At 60.2% G+C, this 21,266-nt stretch carries 18 protein-coding genes; 9 read left to right on the top strand and 9 right to left on the bottom strand.

Annotated elements, in window-relative coordinates:
- Window positions 1–155 precede the first annotated feature (155 nt).
- Window positions 156–1,130 (top strand): aldo/keto reductase, encoded by a 975-nt coding sequence (locus ABH924_RS04805; RefSeq protein WP_404497312.1) that lies wholly within the window; start codon window positions 156–158, stop codon window positions 1,128–1,130.
- Between the two features lie 104 nt (window positions 1,131–1,234).
- Here ABH924_RS04805 and ABH924_RS04810 read toward each other — a convergent pair whose 3' ends face one another.
- Entirely contained in the window at window positions 1,235–1,993 is a 759-nt protein-coding gene (locus ABH924_RS04810; RefSeq protein ID WP_404497314.1) for a DeoR/GlpR family DNA-binding transcription regulator, read from the bottom strand.
- A gap of 149 nt (window positions 1,994–2,142) precedes the next feature.
- Between ABH924_RS04810 and ABH924_RS04815 the strand changes: the two genes are divergently transcribed.
- From ABH924_RS04815 to ABH924_RS04850, 8 genes are all read left to right on the top strand, one after another.
- On the top strand, window positions 2,143–3,645 hold the full coding sequence (locus ABH924_RS04815; RefSeq protein WP_404497316.1) for a rhamnulokinase family protein: 1,503 nt from the start codon (window positions 2,143–2,145) through the stop codon (window positions 3,643–3,645).
- Entirely contained in the window at window positions 3,642–4,415 is a 774-nt protein-coding gene (locus ABH924_RS04820) for a class II aldolase/adducin family protein (protein WP_404497317.1), read from the top strand. The genes ABH924_RS04815 and ABH924_RS04820 overlap by 4 nt, the downstream gene beginning before the upstream one ends.
- Window positions 4,416–4,485: 70 nt before the next feature.
- On the top strand, window positions 4,486–6,048 hold the full coding sequence (locus tag ABH924_RS04825) for a sugar ABC transporter ATP-binding protein (protein WP_404497319.1): 1,563 nt from the start codon (window positions 4,486–4,488) through the stop codon (window positions 6,046–6,048).
- Entirely contained in the window at window positions 6,045–7,079 is a 1,035-nt protein-coding gene (locus ABH924_RS04830; protein WP_404497321.1) for an ABC transporter permease, read from the top strand. The genes ABH924_RS04825 and ABH924_RS04830 overlap by 4 nt, the downstream gene beginning before the upstream one ends.
- Window positions 7,072–8,142: an ABC transporter permease gene (locus ABH924_RS04835; protein WP_404497323.1), complete on the top strand. Its 1,071-nt coding sequence runs from the start codon at window positions 7,072–7,074 to the stop codon at window positions 8,140–8,142. Before ABH924_RS04830 ends, ABH924_RS04835 begins: the two co-directional genes overlap by 8 nt.
- Before the next feature lie 57 nt (window positions 8,143–8,199).
- The gene (gene rhaS, locus ABH924_RS04840) at window positions 8,200–9,258 is read left to right on the top strand and encodes a rhamnose ABC transporter substrate-binding protein (RefSeq protein ID WP_404497325.1); all 1,059 of its coding nucleotides are present in this window, start codon (window positions 8,200–8,202) and stop codon (window positions 9,256–9,258) included.
- Window positions 9,259–9,430: 172 nt separating this feature from the next.
- Complete coding sequence (locus ABH924_RS04845; RefSeq protein WP_404497397.1) at window positions 9,431–11,467, top strand: bifunctional aldolase/short-chain dehydrogenase; 2,037 nt, start codon at window positions 9,431–9,433, stop codon at window positions 11,465–11,467.
- Between the two features lie 115 nt (window positions 11,468–11,582).
- A complete protein-coding gene (locus ABH924_RS04850) occupies window positions 11,583–12,536 on the top strand; it encodes a ribokinase (RefSeq protein ID WP_404497326.1) in 954 nt (317 codons plus the stop codon).
- Between the two features lie 47 nt (window positions 12,537–12,583).
- On the opposite strand, the gene ABH924_RS04855 is transcribed toward ABH924_RS04850, so the two are convergent.
- The 8 genes from ABH924_RS04855 to ABH924_RS04890 all read right to left on the bottom strand — a co-directional run bounded on the left by ABH924_RS04855 (window position 12,584) and on the right by ABH924_RS04890 (window position 21,217).
- Window positions 12,584–13,462, bottom strand: a complete 879-nt coding sequence (locus ABH924_RS04855) for an SDR family NAD(P)-dependent oxidoreductase (RefSeq protein WP_404497328.1) — start codon at window positions 13,460–13,462, stop codon at window positions 12,584–12,586.
- Window positions 13,463–13,582: 120 nt separating this feature from the next.
- Window positions 13,583–14,146 carry an RpiB/LacA/LacB family sugar-phosphate isomerase gene (locus ABH924_RS04860; RefSeq protein ID WP_404497330.1) on the bottom strand — a complete coding sequence of 188 codons (564 nt, stop codon included), beginning with the start codon at window positions 14,144–14,146 and terminating at the stop codon, window positions 13,583–13,585.
- Between the two features lie 84 nt (window positions 14,147–14,230).
- The gene (locus ABH924_RS04865) at window positions 14,231–14,512 is read right to left on the bottom strand and encodes a hypothetical protein (protein ID WP_404497332.1); all 282 of its coding nucleotides are present in this window, start codon (window positions 14,510–14,512) and stop codon (window positions 14,231–14,233) included.
- A 273-nt stretch (window positions 14,513–14,785) separates the two neighbouring features.
- A complete protein-coding gene (locus ABH924_RS04870; RefSeq protein ID WP_404497333.1) occupies window positions 14,786–15,817 on the bottom strand; it encodes a nucleoside hydrolase in 1,032 nt (343 codons plus the stop codon).
- Window positions 15,818–16,027: 210 nt separating this feature from the next.
- Window positions 16,028–16,753 carry a gluconate 2-dehydrogenase subunit 3 family protein gene (locus ABH924_RS04875; protein WP_404497335.1) on the bottom strand — a complete coding sequence of 242 codons (726 nt, stop codon included), beginning with the start codon at window positions 16,751–16,753 and terminating at the stop codon, window positions 16,028–16,030.
- A 44-nt stretch (window positions 16,754–16,797) separates the two neighbouring features.
- Window positions 16,798–18,450, bottom strand: a complete 1,653-nt coding sequence (locus tag ABH924_RS04880) for a GMC family oxidoreductase (protein ID WP_404497337.1) — start codon at window positions 18,448–18,450, stop codon at window positions 16,798–16,800.
- Window positions 18,451–18,522: 72 nt separating this feature from the next.
- Entirely contained in the window at window positions 18,523–19,584 is a 1,062-nt protein-coding gene (locus tag ABH924_RS04885) for an ABC transporter permease (RefSeq protein ID WP_404497339.1), read from the bottom strand.
- 46 nt (window positions 19,585–19,630) lie between these two features.
- Window positions 19,631–21,217, bottom strand: coding sequence for a sugar ABC transporter ATP-binding protein (locus tag ABH924_RS04890; protein WP_404497341.1), 1,587 nt, complete (start codon window positions 21,215–21,217; stop codon window positions 19,631–19,633).
- Between the last annotated feature and the right edge of the window lie 49 nt (window positions 21,218–21,266).

The raw sequence follows: 21,266 nt of genomic DNA on the forward strand, positions 1-21,266 counted from the left end.
CCCTTACAGCCAACGAGGGGTGGGTTGTAAAAGTGGCAGAAATTCTCGGCTACAGCTACCGAGGCTAAGGAAGGTCACAAAACCAAACGAAGGGTTGCACGAGGGTAAAGATGAGAAAACGAATGCTTGGCCGTGCGGGCCTGTCGGCGTCATCAGTGGGCATCAACCTTAGCACGATGGATGCGTGCACTAGCCAGCTGCATTACGGGCCCGGTTTCGAAACCGCTTTGGAGACCATCCGGAGAGTGCTGGAAGGACCTTTCAACTTCATCGATGCGAATGGTGAATACTGGCAGGGAGCCGAAGGAGAACGGTGTATTGGGCGGGCCATTTCTGAAGCAGGCGGCTTGCCAGATGGATTCGTCCTGACGCGTAGCGTGGGACCCGCCTTAGCGCTCGACTTCTCGGGGGACGGCATTGTCCGCGCCGTGGAAGAGAGCCTTCAGCGCCTTGGCCTCGACCTTCTCCCGCTCGTCTTGCTGCGTAAACCCGAAGAGTTCAGCTTTGAATCAGCAACGGCGCGTAGCGGCGCTCTTGCAACGCTCGTTGGGTTGCGGGATCAGGGCCTGATCAATCATCTCGGTATTGCGGGCGGTCCGATAGATCTTCAACTGAAGTACCTGCAAACTGACGCGTTCGACGCGGTGATCAGCCACGTTCCGTATAACCTGCTGGATCGTGCGGCCGAGCCGCTGATCCAGAATGCCGTCTCCCGGGAGGTGGCCTTCGTAAATGCCGCGCCATTCACCGGCAGATTACTTCTGGATGGGGAGGAAAGGTCTACCCAGGGCATGAACCGGGAGAGGGGTCCGGCACGTCTAGAACGCAGCGATAAGATGCGCTTGATCTGTGCGGCGTATGGCATCCCCCTGGCGGCAGCTGCCCTGCAGTTCTCGACGCTTGATCCACGGGTTGCCTCAACGATCGTTGGCGCCAGCACCCCGTCGAAAGCCGATTTTGTCACGGACCTTGCCCAGTGGAGGATCCCCTCTGGCGTCTGGGACGACCTGCTTGATCTGGTGGAGGAATCTGAACTGGCCATAAGTTGCCGTGATGATGTCGTTCCGACCACGGATCCACTGCCTTGCAGGGATCAAGGTGTGACCTTCCCTACCGCAGTCCCTCACTGAGTCTCGGAAACTGCCTCCTCTTGGGCTTGTCGACCGATGTCGGACCGAGCATCTGGTGGGGACCGCCCATTCCCTTGCCATTTGGGAGGAGCCTTGTGCCTGCTTCAGAGGATGTCAGCGACGTCTCGGAAAGGGTCCAGTTTCGGGTCTTTGGGGTCGAGTTCCGTGACGAGCAGATCGATCCTGGTCATTGGAAGGGCACGAGCGACGGACCGCGTACCGAGCTTCGATGAGTCCGTGGCAATGACGACAAACTGGGACGCGTCCGCCATCGCCTTCTTCACCTCAACCTGAGCCATAGTGGGTTCGCTGGTGCCGATGACCGGGTCGATGCAAGTCGTCGAGAGAAAACATGTATTCAGCAGGAAACTGGACAACGAAGCCACAGCCAACGGCCCGACGAGGCTGGCGTTTTGCTCCTCGGATTCCCCTCCGGTGAGGTACGCGCGTATCCCTGGCCGATGTTGAAGGGCCGTGAAGGTGGCCAGTCCGTTCGTGATAACCGAGAGTTGCTCGACGTCCTTTAGCGCGCTTGCGAGCTGAAAGACCGTCGTTGATGCATCGAGACCGATGGCCTGGTTTGACTTGATCAGGGGCACTAACTTCTCGGCGATACGTCGTTTTGCGGCAAAATGCCGACCTTGGCGTTGATGAAAATCCTCGGTGCCGACGTAGACCGCACCGCCCCGGACACGCCGAGCGATCCCTTCCTGTTCCAGGAAATCGAGATCGCGGCGAACGGTCATGGGGTGCACTTCGAGTTTTTCAGAGGCTGCGGCCAAATCAACCGTGCCTTCCTCGCGAAGAATCACCCTGAGCATTTCTCGCCGTTCTTCAGTGGCTGCAGAGCCGCTTAGCGTCATGTCTTCCCCTCGCTTGTTATGAGCGTAATCCTAGCCGACATTTGTTAGTTCATGTTTAGATGCCTTGCGTTGGGTGAAATTCGTTGATAAATTTCACAACATGTACCACTCGGTGCATCGCCGTCTTTCAGTGTCGAGAGTGAGGATCCATGCCTGCGTTTATAGCGGTTGACCTTGGAGCAACGAGTGGGCGGGTCTGTTACGGAATCATCGAAGATACACAGATCGAGCTGAAAGAAGTAACACGATTTAGCAACGACCCGCTCCTGATCGCGGGCGTTTTGGAGTGGGACACTACCCGGTTGTTTCAACAGACGCTCGTTGGTCTTCGCACCGCGATTACGTCACTGCGCGAACGGGGCCATTCGGCCAGTGGCGCAGGCATCGACAGTTGGGGTGTCGACTACGGCATCGTCCGCCCTGGCGCACAGGCCCTCCCGCGTGCGCGCCACTACAGGTCAGCTTCGTCCGAGACCGTTGAACGGCTCCGTCGGCGGATTCCGGCGCGGGTCGGTTACAGCATCACAGGCATCAATCCCCTCCCCATCAATACCCTTTACCAGTTGTCGGATGCCGCCGAGCGAGGTGAACTGACGGGCGGGGAGAAAGCCCTACTGATCCCGGATCTGTGGGTGCACGGCCTCACGGGCACTTTCGGGGCGGAGCGTTCAATAGCGTCGACCACCGAACTCGTGGACGTAACTACCGGTGACTGGTCTCCGCAACTGGCCTCACGGGCCGGTATTCCACTCTCTGCCTTGCCGCAGTTGTGCGATACCGGGACCCTCGCCGGGGAAATTCTTCCCGCCGTCCGCGACGCCATCTCAGCGGACGAGCCGCTGACGGTGTACCGCGTCGCCGAACATGACACCGCGTCGGCCGTGCTGGCGTTACCCGCCGAAGAACCCCATGCGTTCATCTCGTGCGGCTCGTGGTCGCTCGTGGGACTCGAACTGGACCGGCCGGTACTTACCGAGGATGCACGATCAGCAGATTTCACGAATGAGCAAGGCGCCTACGGCACGACACTTTTCATGAGGAATCTGGCAGGTCTATGGCTGCTCGAGGAATGTGTCCGGCAATGGAACGGAAACGATCGTAGCCGCTTCACAATTCCGGATCTCCTGCAGGCAGCCCAGGGTGTGCCGGCCCGTCAATTTGTCATCGACGTCAGCGACCCTGCCTTCCTGGAGCCTGGCGACCTTCCCGCACGAATTGCGGGCTATTGCCGACAAAGCGGTCAGACGGTTCCCGAAAGTCATGCCGAAATGACCAGATGCATCGTGGACAGTCTGGCGCTGGCATACCGGGCGGCGATCACCACTGCCCGCAAGATCAGCGGGGAACCCGTCGAGGTGATCCACATGATCGGCGGAGGTGCCAGAAACTCGCTGTTGTGCCAACTGACCGCCGATGCGTGCCAGCGCCCCGTTCTTGCCGGTCCCGCCGAAGCCACGTCCATGGGCAATCTCCTGGTCCAAGCCATCTCGACGGGTGCCGTCGAAAACGTGGCCCACGCCCGCAAGATCGTTCGGGCCAGCACCGAACCGCTGCGGTACAACCCGGCCTCCAACAAGTCCTCATTGCTTGCCTGGCAGACAGCCGGGCAAAAGCTGCACTACATCCAAGCCGCGCGAAAGGAACAGTCGTGAGCCATAAAATAGCCGACGACATTGTCAGGCTCTGCCGAACCCTCGGGGAACCCGGGCGGGACCTAGTGATCCTTGCCGAAGGAAACGTCTCCGGGCGGGCCACGCCGGAGACAATGTTTGTCAAGGCGTCAGGGTCCAACATGGCGACGGCCGCCCGAAAAGACTTAGTTGAGGTCCGGCTGGCCCCGCTTCTGGCCCTCCTGGACGATGACACGGCCGACGATGAAACGGTTGCCCGCGTGCTGATGGAAAGCCTCGTCGACTCCGAAGACAAGAGGCCATCCGTTGAGGCATTGCTCCACGCTGTCTGCCAAGAATACGGTGGGACGCCGGTTGTCGCTCACACCCATCCCGTCAGCGTCAATGCGTTGCTGTGTTCCGACCAAGCCACGGAGCTCGTCTCAGGAACCCTCTTTCCCGATCAGGTGGTGGTCCTGGGCAAGCACCAGCTGCTCATTCCCTACACGGACCCGGGGCTCCAACTGGCCCGCATCGCACGCCGCGAGCTTCAGCACCATATCGCCGCGTTCGGCGGTCCCCCGAAGGCTCTTTACCTTGTCAATCATGGAATGTTTGCCTTGGGGCAGTCTGCCACGGAGGCTCTGCAGATCACAGAAATGGCTGTGAAATGCGCCCGTATCATCGGTGGCGCCCTTTCCATCGGCAACACCACACACCTGTCCGAACCAGACGCCGAGCGCATTGACTCGCGTCCGGACGAACACCTCCGCCGCAAGGAGCTTCTCAGTCCCGGCGGTCCACACCAGTGAACCCAGTGCCGCCCCGGTTCATTCTGAACCCATTGATGACCACCACCCCGACGGGAAGGGATTGATCCAATTGTCCAGCCACTCGGCCAAGATCGGCGCCACCGGCGACGTTGTGCTTGAGCTGTCCAAAGTCTCGAAGTCGTTCGGGGCGGTGCAGGCGCTCCGAAACGGCGAGTTGACGCTCAAGGCCGGCTCCATTCATGCCTTGATGGGTGAGAACGGAGCCGGCAAGTCAACAATCGTCAAGATCATTGCAGGTCTGTACCACCGGGATACCGGTTCCTTTACTCTCGACGGTACCGAAGTGGATTTTCCGTCCACTGCCGAATCCAAGAATGCCGGCATCGCGGTCATCTACCAGGAGCCGACACTCTTTCCGGACCTTTCCGTCACCGAGAACATCTTCATGGGCCGCCAGCCCATGAAGTCCTGGGGACGGATCGACCGGGCCGCGATGAGAAAGCACGCGCAGGAGATATTCAACCGCCTAAATGTGCATATTGATCCTGACAGGGCCGCCCAGGGACTGTCCATCGCAGATCAACAAATCATCGAAGTTGCCAAGGCGATATCGCTGGATGCGAAGGTCCTGGTCATGGACGAGCCGACGGCGGCCCTTAGCCTCGCCGAGGTGGACCGGCTGTTTGCCGTCGCCAGGGCACTCCGCGACGAGGGGCGTGCGTTGCTGTTCATCTCGCACCGCTTCGAGGAAGTGTATGCACTCTGCGACACGGTGACCGTCATGCGTGATGGCGAGTATATCTCCACCGATCCGATCGATGCGACGGACGTCCCTTCGCTCGTGCGCAAGATGGTCGGCCGGGATGTGGACTCACTCTTTCCAAAGGAGGAAGCCACAATCGGCGAGGTCTCCCTGGAGGTCCGGAACCTGAACTCCACGGGAACGTTCCACGACATCAACTTCACCGTCCGGGCCGGAGAGATTGTTGGCCTCGCCGGCCTCGTTGGGGCCGGGCGTAGTGAGGTCGCCCGAGCCATCTTCGGTGTCGACAGCTACGATTCGGGCCATGTGTCGGTCTATGGCGAAACGGTTCCGCGAAAAAACACTGCCGCGGCAATGAAGCTCGGCGTCGCGCTTGTGCCTGAGGACCGGCGTCAGCAGGGCCTCATCCTGGATTTCGGTGTGGCACGAAATCTGACGCTGTCCATCTGCCGAGGACTCGTTCGTTTCGGTCTCCTCTCCGCCAAGGCGGAGAACCTGGCCGCTGACGTGTGGGCCCGGCGCCTGCAGGTCAAGTCCCATTCCCTGGCGACGGCAGCAGGAACGCTCTCGGGCGGCAATCAGCAAAAGATTGTCCTGGCCAAGTGGCTCGCGGCTCAGCCACGGGTACTGATCGTCGACGAGCCGACCCGCGGCATCGACGTGGGAACCAAAGCGGAGGTCCACCGCCTGCTCTCGCAACTTGCGGGCCAGGGGCTCGCAATCCTCATGATTTCCTCAGAACTACCGGAGGTACTCGGCATGGCCGATCGTGTTCTCGTTATGCGTGAAGGAAGAATCACGTCACAGATCCCCCGCGCAGAGGCGACGGCGGAAGCGGTGATGTTCGCAGCAACGCACGACGTACAACAGGTCGTGGCCGCCACGAACGTGATGGAGCCGACACAGTGACAACCCTCATCTCCCCCGCACGCAAGAACCCCGCAGCGCGGGCTATCGAAACGCTCGTGAAGTCCCGCGAAACGGGCATAGTTCTCGCCCTCCTCATGGTCCTCGTGGTGACAACGGTCCGAAGCCCCGCGTTTCTCGTCAGCACCGACGGCTTCCGGGACCTCCTCCTCACTCCGGCAATCTTTGTGCTCCTGGCCATCGGACAGGCGATGGTCATCATTACCCGCAACATTGACCTTTCAGTCGGATCCGTCGTCGGGCTCACCGCCTACCTGACCGGACGCCTCTTCGTTGATTTCCCGGGGTTGCCGATTCCGGTCGTCATTATTGCCGGAATCGCCCTCGGTGCTCTGCTCGGACTGATTAACGGAGCACTGATCGCCTGCGCAAAAGTTCCCGCCCTCGTGGTCACGCTGGGTACGCTTTACATTTACCGGGGTGTGGACGTGTGGTGGGTCGGCCGCAAGCCGATCAACGCGTCGGACATGCCACGCGACTTCCTCGGCTTCGGCGTCAGCTCGTTCCTGAACATTCCCACACTGGCCATCATCGCCGCGCTCGTGCTCGTCGCCGTCGGATGGTACATGAGGACTACACGCGGGGGCCGCGAGCTTTACGCCATCGGCTCCGATCCCTCAGCAGCAACGCTGTATGGCCTGCGCATCGCTAAGCGGGTAATACTCGCGTTCGTGGCATGTGGGGCCCTGACCGGACTCGCCGGCGTCCTGTTCGCCGCCCGTTATGGGACTGTCGATTCGCAGGCTGGAACCGGCTTTGAACTTATCTCTGTCGCGGCCGCCGTCGTCGGCGGAATCGCTATTTTCGGCGGAAGCGGAAGCGTGCTCGGAGCCGCGATCGGTGCCGTGCTCCTGCTGACCATCAATCGGGCCCTGCCGCTCCTGGGAGTGCAGGATTTTTGGCAGCAGGCGGTCGTCGGTGCCCTCATCCTCGGCGCCATCGCGCTGGATCGGGTTCTCGCCCTTCGCCGATTCCACAAACTCATCGAGATCAGGGACAACGCAAATGACTGACTCATCCACATCCTTACACTCCGCCCCGTCCCGGAGCCGAGCCTATCCCTACTACAGTTCCCCGGCGTGGAAGCGGTTCCTCCTCACCCGCGAATTCGCGGTGGTCATCGCCTTGATCATCGTGGCTGTCGGCGCATCGACGTCGATCCGCAAGTTCTCCAGTCCCCTCACCTTGGGATACTTGCTGCTGGATGCCACGCCGATCCTCCTCATCGCCTTGCCGATGACCCTGATTCTGATCTCAGCGGAAATCGATCTTTCGGTGGCAAGCATAGTCGGACTGAGTAACGTCACGCTCGGAGCCTTGTTCGACGCCGGTTGGCCCGTTGAACTCGCAGCGCTGGCAGCTCTGGTGCTCGGTATTCTCTGCGGTGCCATCAACGGTCTTCTCGTCACCGTCGTCGGGCTACCCTCCCTGGCCGTGACAATCGGGACGCTAGCGCTATTTCGTGGAATCGCCGTCGGCATCCTTGGAACGAAATCCGTGGTGAACTTTCCCGAGTACTGGACGACACTAACGACGTCCATATTCGGCAAAAGCGGCATCCCCTACGTCATCGTTCTAGTCGTCATTCTGGCCCTGGCCTTCGTCCTCCTGCTTCATTTCACGCCCTTCGGACGCGGGATATTCGCCATCGGACGCAACCAGGAAGTCGCCGCCTTCTCCGGTGTAAAAGTCCAGCGGACAAAGTTCATCCTCTTTGTCCTGTCGGGACTCGTCTCGGCCCTTGCAGGCATCTACTTCACGTTCCGTTACGGGAGCGCGCGCGGTGACAACGCGCAAGGACTGGAACTGACCGTCATCGCCGCGGTCCTTCTAGGCGGCGTCTCCATCTTCGGCGGGAAGGGCGCCCTTCACGGAGTGCTCGCCGGAGTCCTGTTGATCGGCACGCTTCAAAGTGCCCTGCGTTTTGTCAACGTAACCTCCGACGTCATCAACATTGTGGTCGGCGCGCTGCTGGTCGCGTCGATTGTGTCACCAAGTTTCTTTGCCTGGCTCAAGGGGAAAATTCCCCGGGCCGCCAAAGAAAGGGCATCGAAAGCCCCAGCCAATCGTGGGTAGGCGAATCTCCGATCCAGGCCATCTCATTTTTGTTCGTCATTGAAAGGAACCAAAGAAATGTCGCTATTCACATCCCGGGGGTCACGTCCCTCTCGACTGGCAGCACTGGCAGCGGTCGCCGCCAGCGTGGCCCTTGTCACCTCCGCCTGCGGCGCAGGCGAGACCTCTGGATCGCCCGGCTCCTCCCAGGAGGGCGCGGCCAAGGACCTGAGCATTGGCTTCCTGCCCAAGGCGCTGGGCAATCCCTACTTCCAGGATGCCGCCAAAGGCAGCGAGGAAGCGTCGAAGGAGCTCAAGGGGACGTTTGCTGAGGTCGGCCCCGCTGTTTCGGCTGCAGATGCCCAGGTCAGCTTCATCAACACACTCAGCCAACAGGGGACTACCGGAATCGTACTCTCGGCAAGCGACCCGACTGCTCCGGGCTCGGCCCTGACTGCGGCACGCAAGGCCGGCACAAAAGTAGTGACCTTCGACTCCGACGTTGAGCCTAAGTTCAGGGACTTGTTCATAGCCCCGGCGACTGATGCGAGCATTGCGAAGATTCAGGTGGACCTGCTCGTAAAGCAGATCGGCGAGAGCGGAGAGGTCGCGATCCTCGGTGCATCGGCAAACGCTAAGAACCAGAACGCTTGGATTTCGGGAATGAAGGCCGAGCTGGCCAAGAACCATCCGAACCTGAAGCTTGTGGATACCGTCTATGGCAACGACGACGACCAGGAGTCGTTCAACAAGACCGCCGCCTTGCTGCAGTCACACCCTCAGCTCAAGGGCATCATCGCCTGCACGAATGTGGGCCTGGCGGCCGCGGCGCGCTACATCTCCGACTCGTCATTCAAGGGCAAGGTCGCTTTGACCGGCCTCGGCACGCCGAACGCGACTCGGGACTACATCAACAACGGCACCGTCTCAGCCTTTGCACTGTACAGCCCGAAGGACATGGGCTACCTGGCGACCTACGCGATCGACGCGCTCACCAAGGGAACGATCAGCGGCAAGGAAGGCGAAACCTTCACGGCCGGGCGGCTGGGGAAATACACCGTCGGGAAAGACGGAGTCCTTGACGTAGGTGACCCGATCGTCTTCGACAAGAGCAACATCGGCAAATACGACTTCTAAGTCGAGCACCACGTCGACGTTGGGGGTGCCGCTGGCGGGGAAATCTGCCCCTCCAGCGGCAAACGCCCTCCGTTCGATGAGCGGGACAGCGAGTTGTCCTGCCAACCGAGTAACGCTGACCAAACAGCCGCTGAGCACCTCAGCACCTAGCCCGATTGGAAGCATGAGTCACATGGAAAACCACGCTGTTGAAGACCTGATTGCCCGTTCCAACCGCTTGGGCGCGGATAAGCGGAACACCAACTTCGCGGGCGGGAACACTTCGGCCAAGGGCACCGGGACGGACCCGGTGACGGGCGAGGATGTGGAGTTGTTGTGGGTGAAGGGTTCCGGCGGGGACCTGGGCACGCTCACGGCAGCCAACCTTGCGGTGCTGCGGCTGGACCGGTTCCGGGCGTTGAAGAGTGTTTACCCGGGCGTTGAGCGCGAGGACGAGATGGTGGCCGCGTTCGATTACTGCCTGCACGGCAAGGGCGGCGCCGCCCCGTCGATCGACACCGCGATGCACGGCCTGGTCGATGCCGCGCATGTTGATCACTTGCACCCGGACTCGGGGATCGCGATCGCGACGGCGGTGGATGGCGAGGCGCTGACGTCCAAGATCTTCGGCGAGAAGGTCCTCTGGGTGCCCTGGCGCCGTCCCGGTTTCGAGTTGGGCCTGGACATCGCCGCGATCAAGGACGCCAACCCGCAGGCCATCGGCACCATCCTGGGCGGCCACGGCATCACCGCCTGGGGGGCTACGAGCGAGGAAGCCGAGGCGAACTCGCTGTGGATCATCGACCAGGCCGAGAAGTTCATCGCCGAGAACGGCCGGGCCGAGCCGTTCGGGCCGAAACTGCCCGGCTACGCCGCACTCCCTGAAGCGGAACGCAAAGCCAAAGCAGCCGCCCTCGCCCCGGTGATCCGCGGCCTGGCGTCGGCGGACAAACCGCAGGTGGGGCACTTCAGTGATGACGCCGTCGTCCTTGAATTCCTCGAAGGTGCCAAGCACCCGCGGCTGGGCGCCTTGGGGACCTCCTGCCCGGACCATTTCCTGCGGACCAAGGTCAAGCCCCTGGTCCTGGACCTGCCCGCGGACGCGCCCATCGAGGACTCCATCACCCGGCTCAAGGAACTCCACGCCGCATACCGCGAGGACTATCAGGCCTACTACGACCGGCACGCCCACGCCGATTCGCCCGCCCTGCGCGGCGCGGACCCCGCGATCGTGCTCGTCCCGGGAGTGGGCATGTTCTCCTACGGCAAGGACAAGCAAACCGCCCGCGTCGCCGGGGAGTTCTACCTGAACGCGATCAACGTGATGCGCGGCGCCGAAGCGATCTCCTCCTACGCCCCGATCGAGGAATCCGAGAAATTCCGCATCGAGTACTGGGCCCTTGAAGAGGCCAAGCTGGCCCGGATGCCCAAGCCGAAGTCCCACGCCACGCGCATCGCCTTGGTGACGGGCGCGGCGTCGGGCATCGGCAAGGCGATCGCGACCCGCCTCGCCTCCGAGGGCGCGTGCGTGGTGATCGCCGACCTGAACCTGGAAAACGCCCAAACCGTCGCCGCGGAACTCGGCGGTGACGACGTCGCCATCGGCATCCGGGCCGACGTGACCGACGAAACCCAGGTCCAGGCCGCGATCCAGGAAGCCGTGCTCGCGTTCGGCGGACTCGACCTGGTGGTAAACAACGCCGGCCTCTCGATCTCCAAGCCGCTCCTGGAAACCACCGAAAAGGACTGGGACCTGCAGCACAACGTCATGGCCAAAGGCTCCTTCCTGGTCTCCAAAGCCGCAGCGAAAGTCCTCATCGACCAAGGCCTGGGCGGAGACATAATCTACATCTCCTCCAAGAACTCCATCTTCGCCGGCCCGAACAACATCGCCTACTCCGCCACCAAAGCCGACCAAGCCCACCAAGTCCGGCTCCTCGCGGCCGAACTGGGCGAGCACGGCATCCGCGTCAACGGCATCAACCCCGACGGCGTGGTCCGCGGCTCCGGGATCTTCGCCGGCGGCTGGGGCGCCAAGCGCGCCGCCGTATACGGCGTCGAGGAGCAGGAACTGGGCAAGTACTACGCCCAGCGCACCCTGCTCAAGCGCGAAGTCCTGCCCGAGCACGTGGCCAACGCGGCCGCCGTGCTCACCAGCAACGAACTCTCGCACACCACCGGCCTGCACATCCCGGTCGACGCGGGCGTCGCCGCAGCCTTCCTCCGATGAAGAACCTACAAAATTGCGGAACGTTCGTGCCGTGAACGTCGCCGTCGCATGCCCGGCCGATGATTCGCTTCGGTCAAAATCAACAACCGGCATCCAAGATGCCATAAGGAGAAGCATGTCCGCTGAAGTAGTCATCGTCGGGTCCGCAAATCAGGACTACATCATTGAGCTTGATGCGCCGCCAGAACCCGGGCAGACAGTCTTGGCACACCGCTTCCACACGCAATCAGGCGGCAAGGGTGCCAATCAGGCCGTGGCCGCGGCACGCTTGGGGAGTTCCGTCAGGTTCATCGCAGCCTTCGGAGACGACGCCGAGGGCGCATCAATGCTCAGCAGCCTAAAGGCTGAGGGAATAGATACTCGCCAGGTCCAGATCCTGCCGGGCGCACGAAGTGGCGCCGCGTTTGTCTCGGTCTTCCCCAACGGGGAGAATTCCATCTCGGTGGTTGCCGGCGCGAATCTTGGCCTGTCCGAGGCCCACGTCAGAGAATCCCTGAACGACGTTCGCCGCGGTGCAGTCGTTGTGGTCCAGGCAGAGGTGCCGGTGGCTGCTATCCAGGAAACCTTGAATGCCTCACAGCGGGCTGGATTGCGATGTGTACTTAACCTCGCCCCATACGTGCCTATTGATGAACGTCTCCTTCGCCATGCCAATCCCCTTGTGGTGAATGAGTCCGAGGCCAGCGCGCTGATATCCAGGCCCGTATTCGATGAAGCAAGCGCCGGCGATGCAGCCCGTCAGCTCGGCGAGATCGCCTCCTCGGTAGTCATCACAATGGGCGCGGCAGGCGCCTACTGGCTCGACCAGAAGAATGAGGGCCACGTTTCGGCTCCAGCGATTGGCTCCGTGGTCGATTCCACCGGGGCCGGGGATGCGTTCGTCGGCGCACTCGCGGCGTGCGTGGCCGGCGGCGGATCACTGTCGGAGGCGGTCCAGTTGGGCGTTGCTGCGGGCTCCTTCTCAGTCATGAGACTCGGCGCCCAGTCTTCCTACCCGACGGCCAATGACCTGCGGAGCCACGAGGAATCAAAACTGTCTCCGGTCTTGCAGTACCTGCCCGTCCGGTGACATCGGCTACCCTGTCAGCGCTGGTCGAAAATCAATGTCGATCATTGTCAAAAGGCTGTATATCCGCCATCTGCCACCAGAATGCTTCCTGTGATGAACGACGCCGCTTCGCTTGCTAGAAATACGACACATGGTGCTATTTCCTCGGGAGCGGCACAGCGGTTCATTGGTGCGTCCTGAATCCAAAAGCGTTGAAATTCCGGCCGATCAACAGGTGCCAATTCTGTCTTAACATATCCCGGAGCAACCGCATTAACGCGGATATCAAACTTCGCCCACTCGGCCGCCAAGGATTTTGTGAGGTGATGAACAGCTGCCTTCGACGCGTTGTACGCCGGCTGGTTTTGTGGTCGGTTAACAATTTGACCGGACATGGATCCGATGTTCACAATCGAACCGCCGCCGTTGCCCTTCATATGATCAGCAGCCAGCACACTCGCGTTGAAGAGAGCCTTGACGTTCAAGTCGAAGACAGCGTCCCACTCTTCCTCCTTGACGTCCTCTGCGTCTCCGTGGAAACACGTGCCAGCGTTGTTCACAAGAATGTCAATGCCACCCAACCGTGATGCCGCACTATCGATGGCTTCGACGAGCTCGGTCTTGCTCGTGAGGTCTGCCACTAGCGCAGCCACATGGTAGCCCTCAGGACGTAATTCCTTTACTACCAGGTCATTTCTCGCCCCGTCGCGGGAAATAAAAACGACCTGAGCGCCTGCTTCCAAGAGCGCCCGAGGCCCGAGCCTCTGTTGCCGCCGGTAACTACTGCCTTCCGGCCAGTCAGTGCGTATTTCGCCAAAACGTCCAAGGTGACTCCTTTGCAAGTGATCCTGTGTGACATGAGCGTAAGCTGGGCGGAATGCCATAAACTCGGCGCAGATTGCGAAGGTTTTGGGACTTTCGATCACGGCTGAAGCATTGGTTGCCATCGCCGAGCGTAAGCAGACGGGGCGGGGACGGCATCAGCCTCGTGAAGCCCGTGATGGCGCGCCATCCCCGCACCGAGGCCCACAAGCCTGAAAGGCCCTCATTGTGCTGAGAGTTGTCCTCTAAAAGGCAAGGCCGCGTGGCTCTGGACCGAGGTCGGCGTGCATCGGATCAATGACCTCGAATCCGTTGGCTTTGTAGGAGTTGTAATCGAAGCTCTCACACTCGTCGAAGCCGATCCGGTGGTAATCCAAAAAGCCGTCCCAGTCTTCGTATCCGTCACCAAGGCTGCTTTCGAGAAAAGCATCGGCCATCGCCATTCCGAGGCGTGGCGCGGTGTAAAAGCCTCCCATTGCAAGAACGTTCGCATTGTTTGCCGTCGCGGCGCGTCGAGCCGTCACCACGCTTTCGCAGACAGCGGCGTGCACGTGGGGACACTTGCTGGCGGCGATGTGGATCCCCATGCCGGAACCGCAGAACAGCAATCCTTTCTCGAATTCACGCTCAGAGATGCGTGAGCCAACAAGGAACCCTACGCGATGGTACATTGGCGCATCTTTTTGAACTGGTGTCAGGTCGGTAACACTCCAGCCGCGCTCGATGAGATGCCGCTTGACGGCTTCTTTGAGCGGAAATCCCGCAAAGTCAGCGCCGACGACGACTTGCTTGTTACGTGTGGTATTCAAGTTGTTTCTTCACTTTCTGCTGGGGAAGGGATGTTGTTGCGACCTGCCCGATGAGCGCGTCGGCGGAACCGTGCCGGCGTCGCCTTACCGTGACAAGGAGTCGACGTTCCATTCTGTACTGCCGGGCTCATGGCGCGTTCGGCACACATATTTGAGGTGGGTTGCAGCTCCCTGTGGATTTTCCACGTCGGCGGTCAGATTGACCGTCCACTCCGGGTCGCCTCCCGATCTCGTGACATCGCTGAATGCAATCGAGCCGGAATCGTGCAGGGCCGCACTGATGGCTTCATAGCAAGCCTTCTGAGCGGCTGCACCCACATTGTCCTGGAAAAACGTCGCAATCCACGAAACCAAGAGAATCAGCACAAAGATCGTACGTCGTCCTGGGAGCCGCGGACCGGGTCGGCCTTCAGTGGCTGCCTTTCTAGTGCGCCTCCCAAGGGATGTTTGTCCCAGACCTGGATTCATGTCCTGCTCATTTCACCAATATGCGGCCAGCACCTGGTCGCGCCGGCATTGGATTTCTGTTGAAAACGATCATGAGTAGGCGAAACATCCTTCCACCGGGAGTTTGCCCAAGAGCCATGAGCCGCTCCGCCCTGTGTTCGGGCGGAGCGGCTCATGTTCGATATGCGGAATCTACGCAGAGGCGCCCTGGGTTTCCAGTTCCTTCGTAACGCCGTTTCCGAGGGGTGCGGTAAGACGATCTGCGAAGAAGTGGCTGACTCGGGGACCATCCACTTCGAGCGCCACGTCCATGTTCGGAGGCAGCTTCTTGGGGTTGGTACGCAAGAGATCCTGCTGTCCATTCGCGTTCGCAACATACATATCACGTTCGATCGGCGTCAGGTTGTACTCCGTGGCGATGTGCAGCGGGAACAGCTTCAGCAGGGTCTGATCGAAGGCATGCATGACAACGAGCGGATCATGCAGCCACAGCGCCGTGTGTTCGGTTGCAATTCCCACGGCGGTGTAGATCAGCTTCTCCTGCGGGGGCCACAGGTCGAGGATCCGGGTGGCCATTTCCGTAATAGGAGTGTTGGCCTTCCTGATGCGGTCTTCGTCTTCCTTCAAGAGTGGGGTGTAGAGCGTCACATCACACGGAACGTACGTGATCGGCATGCCGGAGTTCAGAACAATTTCAGCAGCGATGGCATCGTTGTTGAAGTTGTACTCCTCGCGAGGCGAGCGACGGACGCCCTTCTCATCCACAATCGGGATAACAACGCCGGCCATGATGATGAGTTCCTTGATGTTCTCCACGACCCGCGGTTCGCGAAGGATCGCGTGGGCGACGTTTGACACCGTACCCAGCGTGACGACCTTGATTTCACCAGGGTTGTTCATGATCGTCTCGATGATGAAATCAACCGCGTGCTGATCCTCGTATTGGGGCTCCTCACCGTCTTCGAGAATGCCTTCGCCCTCGAAACCAAACATCAGTGCGTGGCCGCGCATCGGCATACCGATGCCCTTGAACACGGGGATGTCGCTACGGCCGGCCGCCTCCAGGACCTTGACTGCGATCTGAGCGCGCAGGTGCGTGTCTCCGTAGCAGGTAGTGACGCCTTCGACGATCAGCTCCGGCGACTGAGCCGCGAACATCACCGCAAAGGCGTCGTCGTAGTAGGTTCCAATATCCGTATCGAGAATGATGCGGGTCTTTTCCACTTTTCTTACTCCAATCTCCGTTGGCTGGACAAACAGTTATGTTATGTCTAACATCTTGTGACATTTATCAGTCTATTACAGCTGGTAAGGGGTCCGTCAAGGGTTTTTAGCCCTAACTTCAGGATTTCGATGATTCTTATAACAATAAATAACACATGAGGCGCCTGTGCTTGGGCTCGGTAACGAAAACTTGCCAGGCTTCAGCCCGCCCTAGCGGCCGAAGCGCTGGACCCTGGGACTTTGGGCATACGGCCAGGTGGCTCCCATGATCATGTAGTCAGTCGTCGTATAATGGCCGGCTACAGTGTCCCCCAATGATTTCGGCCCGTCGAACCCAATGACTCGCCACCCGACAAAGTCCCTGTTCCCCCCATACACGGGATCGGCGTAGAAGCCCTGACGCGTGTGGGCGACGAGCATGTCGAAGAATCCGAGGCCACTGTCGCTGACGGGCTGGTTGGTCGGGGGCGGGCCGCCCTCCCCCGAGTTGAAATTTTCGTCATCGTGCAACTGAACATGCCGCGGCTTTGGCCGTCCGGAGGTTTCAACGAGCAGTGCGTCCTGCTCGTCATCCGACAGCTCGTGGAAGTCCTTGGCGTATTTGTCCAAACTGAGCGCTTTCAGGGCCGCTAGTCCTTCGCGGTATACCGTTTGCCTGTGCTTGATTCGCGCTTGCCAGGCTTCGGCTTCCTTCCCGCGTATTTCCAGGAATCCGTCACCAGTGGCGCTGGCATACACGAAGTCACCGGAAAGAAAACGGTCAAGAAATCGTACGACGTCGGCTTCCGCCGCTCCGGGATCGTAATCCGTGGGTATGATTCTGGCAGTCGCGGCCCGGACTAGGGTCCACTCCTCGTCCGTAAAGAACAGGGGCCCGTCTACGTCTCGAGCCGAAATCGGCACCGTGGGCCAGTGGGCCTGGGATTGGCTGACCATGGGAGAAACCCTCCTTGTTGTCTGTTTAATCAGGGAAAGTGGCATCAGTCTGCTGTGCGGCCTTTGCCTCGGACATGGATGATGCGTTCAGTGCACCGCCAGGCGTTGGCCATGATGGTAAGCGTCGGATTCACGCCGGTCGAGGTTGGGAAGAAGCTGCCGTCGAAGATGTAAAGGTTCGGCACATCGTGGGTCTGGCACCATTTGTCGACGACGGACTTTGACGGGTCGTTACCCATCCGTGCAGTACCCATTTCGTGGCAGCAGTTGCCTGTGATCTTTTCGAGGTTGACCGGGATGATCTTGCTGGCGCCTGCCACCTCCAGAATTTCCATGTTCTTCGCGACCTGCCACTTTGCCTGAGCGAAGTCGTTGGCATGGGGAGTGTGGGTAATGCGGGCGACTGGCAGTCCCCAGGCATCGACGACGTTTGGGTCGAGGTCTACCCGGTTGGATTCCACGGGTAGATCCTGGACCATGACACCGAGCTTCATGCTGTGGTTAAACAGATCGCGATCAGCGTCCTTCGAGGCCTGCCCCCAAGTGGGTCGCCCGGGGAAGGTCCAGTTGACGGGATGGCCAAGCATCGAGGCGAAGATGAGCGTCCCCAGCATGTGACCGCGGTCATAGTCAGTCTGGTAGTAGTCGAACGACATGGTGTTCATGTAGTGGCCGGCCCAGGGATACAGGGGATCCACCACCTCCTTGTCGAACAGCCCGATCGCGAACAGGTACTCGTGGAAAGTGGCGTTTGCTCCTAGCAGACCACTGCTGTTGGCGAGCCCGTTGGCATGGCTCGCTGATTTCGATAGTTGGAGCAGGCGTGTGGTTTCAATTGCCCCGGCGCAGCAGATCACGATATCGGCAAGCTGCTTAACCTCATTGCCGTCGGCATCGGTGTAAATGGCGCCCTTAGCTGTTCCGTCCGGGTGAAGAATGATCTCCCGGACATAGCAGTCCGGCCTGAGATCAAGCAGCCCCGTGGCAAGTGCGTCCGGAATGAACGTATTCGCCGTTGAAGATTTGGCCCCTACGGGGTCGCCATACTGCTGCCAGAAGCCCGAATTCACGTGCGCGTTGCGGCCTCGATACGGCTCGGTGACCATTGCCTGCGGAATCGGGAACGTGCTTTGGCCCATCTTTTTCATGGCCTGTGCAAAAACACGCCCATAGTGCGTTAGCTCGACCGGCTTCGTGGGGTATCCCTTGGAACGCGGTCCTTCCCATCGGTTGGCGCCTGCAAGTCCCGAAGTGCCAAGCTCCCATTCAACGCGCGTGTAGTAAGGCTCAAGGTCACCGTATTCGATGGGCCAGTCGACCAGGCTCGCGCCGGGAATATCACCGTGCAGCGAACGGAGGCGGAAGTCGTCCTCCGTCATCCGGGGAACGATGCCACCCCAATGGATCGTTCCGCCCCCGACACCCTGTGGAGTCGGGGAGAACTGGACTTCTTCTTCGGGGCTTTCCTCGTCGGGCCTGTACGTACGTGGCTTCAGCTGAGGATCAGGCCATACGTAGTTCCGGTTCAGGTATTTGAGTTCGTCACCGGAGAATTGTTCATTTCGCAAGAATGGGCCCCGGTCAAGTGCGACCACACGGATCCCGGCCTCTGTAAACACCTTGGCGGCCGTGCCGCCGGAGGCGCCTGCGCCGATGATCAATACTTCGACCGGCTCAGGTTTCTTCCTGGGAATCATGACTACCTAACCTTTCTTTGCACCTCTGAAGCGGTGACCTTTTTGGATTGAACGGGTGCCGGACTGAACGCGTCAGTGCGGTAAGCCGAAGAGGAGGATCGCGCCCAGTGCCAGACCACATATCAGCGGCACAGACCGTTTCAGCGCTTGGACCGAGGTTGCCGAACCGCGCCTGTTGAGTGCGACGACCGCGATCAGGATGAGTCCCTGAACCATGGCCTGGATATAGGGATTGACGTTGAGCAGATCAAGGATGTTGGTGATGAACTGGATGATCAGGACGCCGACTGCAACGCCGCGAATGGTTCCGACTCCGCCCGTGAGCGGGGCGCCGCCGACGACGACAGCCGCGATGGCTGCAAGTTCATAGCCACGGCCGTAGGCCGGGTCAGCAGTCTGAAGTCGTGACATCAGGACAAGCGCTCCCATGCCGGCACAGAGACCTGAAATCATGTAAACCGTCATGCGGTGCCGAACGACCGGGATGCCGGCGAAATGGGCCGCCTCCTCGTTGCCGCCCAAGACGTAGATTTGACGCCCAAAAACAGTCTTTGACAGCACAATCTGAGCAATCGCAACGGTCAGAACGAAAACGATCTCCGGAACCGGTATGCCGAATAAGTCAGTGCTGAGCCATTTCAGCGCGTTGTCGCCCCGCAGCCGGATCGGGTTGGAGCCCGAGAGGAAAAAAGCGGCGCCAGTGGCGATGGTCATTGTTCCAAGGGTGATGATGAAGGGCTGCAACCGACCGAAGGCGATTCCCAGCCCGTTGATTGTGCCGACGAAAAGTCCAGTCAACAACGCGCCGACGATTACTCCGACGGGGCCGTATGGCGCCATCTTCGCCCCGACGATGGCCGCCAGGGCCAAGGTGGCTCCGATCGAAAGATCAATGCCGGCGCCGCCAGCGATTATCACGAATCCCTGTCCCACTGCCAGTAGGCCGATGATCGAGGCTAGACCTAGGACGTTCCGGATGTTGTCGACAGTCATAAAGAATGGGGAAAGGGCCGACCCCAGGATCAGGACGACAACGAGTGCCGGGAGCGCTCCGGCTTTGCGTAGGGCCGCCGGGGCCCATTCCCGACGTAAGTTCTGCTTTTGGGGAGTCGGCGTTGCGACTTCAGTGCTCATGTGCGTTGTTCCTTCTCAGAGAATCAGAATGGTTCCGGGGCCTGATCTAGACCATCGCGGAGGAGAGGATGCGTTCTTCTGTGGCCCCGATGGCCGGAATGTCATCCACAAGGCGGCCGTCCCGCATGACAAGGATCCGGTCCGCAATCGCCAGCAACTCAGACAACTCAGAGGAGATAACGAGTACCCCGGCTCCACCCTTTGCGAGTCCATTGATGAGTCGGTAGATCTGGAACTTCGCGTTCACGTCGACCCCCCGCGTGGGTTCGTCGAAGATATAGACCGGAAAGTCGTTGAGGAAGCACCTGGCAATGACAACTTTTTGCTGGTTTCCCCCACTCAATGTCCCTACGGGGACGCCGGCTCCGGCCGCCTTCACGCTGAGCTTGCCGATCAGGTCCCGTGCCAGCTGCGCAGACCCCGTCCTACTGAGCCACCCGCCTTTAGAGATGACCTCCGGTTGCGAGAGCGTGAAGTTCTCTTCGATGGTCATGTCCAGTACCAGTCCCTGGCTTTTCCTTTCCTCAGGAACCATCACGATGCCCGCGCGGATGGCTTGCCGGGGATTGCGTAGCCGTTGCGGCACCCCGTTCACCTCGATGGTGCCGGAATCGTAGCTGTCGACGCCGAAGATCGCCCGTGCAACTTCGCTGCGGCCTGCTCCCAGCAGCCCGCCCATGCCCACGATTTCTCCGGGGTTCAACTCAAAGCTGATGTCCTCGAATTTGCCGAGGCTCGACAGGTTCTTCACCGACAGTCTCGGGGTCATCTCGAGATGGCCGGATTTGACCTCGAACTGGATGCCGCCGCCGTCGTGAATCTCATGTGTGAACCGTTCAATGGGCCGCCCCACCATTGCCTTGACGATATCGTCATGGCTCATCCGGCTCATTGGCTCGGTGACGATTTTGACCCCGTCCCGAAGCACGGTAACCGTGTCGGCAATCCGCGAGAGGTCCTGAAGGCGGTGGCTGACCAGTATGAAAGCTGTGCCGGCAGCTTTGGCCTTTTCCACAACCTCGAAAAGGTGCGCGACTTCCGGTTCCGTCAGAGCAGCGGTTGGCTCGTCCAGAATGATGATCCTGGCTTTGCCGACAAAACTCCTTCCGATCATGACCAGTTGTTGGATGCCGGGGGAATGCTCGCTCAGCTCTGAGAACGGATCGATGGTGAGGCCGAGCGAGTCAAGCACCGGTTGCGCCTTGGCCCTGAGAGCCTTGCGTGAGACCACCCCGGAGCGCGCAGGGAAGGAGGCGACGCAGATGTTCTCCGCTACTGACATATTGGGAACAAGGGAAAGTTCCTGCGGGACCGCACTGACTCCCAGAAGGCGGGCGTCTTGAGGAGAGGTGAGATGCACCTTTTTTCCGTCGATATACACCTCCCCTGCATCGGGCTGCACGAGTCCGCAGATGACCTTCGACAACGTCGACTTTCCTGCACCGTTCTCGCCGCTAATCGCGTGGACGGTCCCCGGAAAGATGTCCAGGTCCACAGAGGTGAGTGCCTGCACGCCTGGATACTTCTTGGTTATGCCACGCAGAGCCACAACAGGCCCGTCGCCGGTGCCATTGACGGCCTCGGGGGCGGCTTGCTCCGGTTCTTGTCGTGCTGGAAGCCAGAATTTTGACATGAGAATTACCTTTCCTGGTCGGCGTTAATGGCAGCCGAGAATCGGCTTT

Origin of the sequence: Arthrobacter sp. GAS37, from assembly GCF_044908325.1 — a bacterium.
In the GTDB taxonomy this organism is placed as follows: Bacteria; Actinomycetota; Actinomycetes; order Actinomycetales; family Micrococcaceae; genus Arthrobacter; species Arthrobacter ramosus.

What these genes read in the sequence shown, in the direction of transcription:
- ABH924_RS04810 (WP_404497314.1), bottom strand. Translation starts at nt 1,993, where the DNA reads ATGACGCTAAGCGGCTCTGCAGCCACTGAAGAACGGCGAGAAATGCTC.
- ABH924_RS04815 (WP_404497316.1), top strand. Translation starts at nt 2,143, where the DNA reads ATGCCTGCGTTTATAGCGGTTGACCTTGGAGCAACGAGTGGGCGGGTC.
- ABH924_RS04835 (WP_404497323.1), top strand. Translation starts at nt 7,072, where the DNA reads ATGACTGACTCATCCACATCCTTACACTCCGCCCCGTCCCGGAGCCGA.
- rhaS (WP_404497325.1), top strand. Translation starts at nt 8,200, where the DNA reads ATGTCGCTATTCACATCCCGGGGGTCACGTCCCTCTCGACTGGCAGCA.
- ABH924_RS04845 (WP_404497397.1), top strand. Translation starts at nt 9,431, where the DNA reads ATGGAAAACCACGCTGTTGAAGACCTGATTGCCCGTTCCAACCGCTTG.
- ABH924_RS04850 (WP_404497326.1), top strand. Translation starts at nt 11,583, where the DNA reads ATGTCCGCTGAAGTAGTCATCGTCGGGTCCGCAAATCAGGACTACATC.
- ABH924_RS04855 (WP_404497328.1), bottom strand. Translation starts at nt 13,462, where the DNA reads ATGGCAACCAATGCTTCAGCCGTGATCGAAAGTCCCAAAACCTTCGCA.
- ABH924_RS04875 (WP_404497335.1), bottom strand. Translation starts at nt 16,753, where the DNA reads ATGGTCAGCCAATCCCAGGCCCACTGGCCCACGGTGCCGATTTCGGCT.
- ABH924_RS04880 (WP_404497337.1), bottom strand. Translation starts at nt 18,450, where the DNA reads ATGATTCCCAGGAAGAAACCTGAGCCGGTCGAAGTATTGATCATCGGC.
- ABH924_RS04885 (WP_404497339.1), bottom strand. Translation starts at nt 19,584, where the DNA reads ATGAGCACTGAAGTCGCAACGCCGACTCCCCAAAAGCAGAACTTACGT.
- ABH924_RS04890 (WP_404497341.1), bottom strand. Translation starts at nt 21,217, where the DNA reads ATGTCAAAATTCTGGCTTCCAGCACGACAAGAACCGGAGCAAGCCGCC.